Source organism: Myxococcus llanfairpwllgwyngyllgogerychwyrndrobwllllantysiliogogogochensis, assembly GCF_006636215.1.
In the GTDB taxonomy this organism is placed as follows: Bacteria; Myxococcota; Myxococcia; order Myxococcales; family Myxococcaceae; genus Myxococcus; species Myxococcus llanfairpwllgwyngyllgogerychwyrndrobwllllantysiliogogogochensis.
The window spans coordinates 1-406 of record NZ_VIFM01000921.1 but is presented as its reverse complement, the minus strand read 5'-3'; the positions used below and the strand labels follow the sequence as shown (position 1 = coordinate 406).

At 71.7% G+C, this 406-nt stretch carries 1 pseudogene; it reads right to left on the bottom strand.

Annotation, left to right across the window (positions count from 1 at the left end):
- Window positions 1-406: pseudogene (locus FJV41_RS51245) on the bottom strand (EscN/YscN/HrcN family type III secretion system ATPase); the annotation flags it as partial.

Genomic DNA, 406 nt, shown 5'->3' with positions numbered 1-406 from the left:
GAGCACCCGGCGGGCCCGGCGCACGATCGGCAGGTACGCCGGATCGCAGGAGCGCGGCATCGTCCGGGAGACCGAGCGCAGCACGTTGATCGCCGGATAGCGCCCGCGCTCGGCGATGGCCCGTTCCATGACGATGTGCCCGTCCAGGATGCCGCGGACCGCATCCGCCACCGGCTCGTTGTGGTCGTCGCCCTCGACCAGCACGGTGAACAGCGCCGAGATCGTGCCGAGGCCGACGCCGGGTCCCGCGCGCTCCAGCAGGCGCGGCAGCTCGGAGAAGACCGTCGGGGTGTAGCCCTTGGCGGTGGGCGGCTCGCCCGCCGCGAGGCCGATATCGCGCTGGGCCATGGCGAAGCGGGTGATCGAATCGATCATGCACAGGACTTTCGCGCCCTGATCGCGGAAG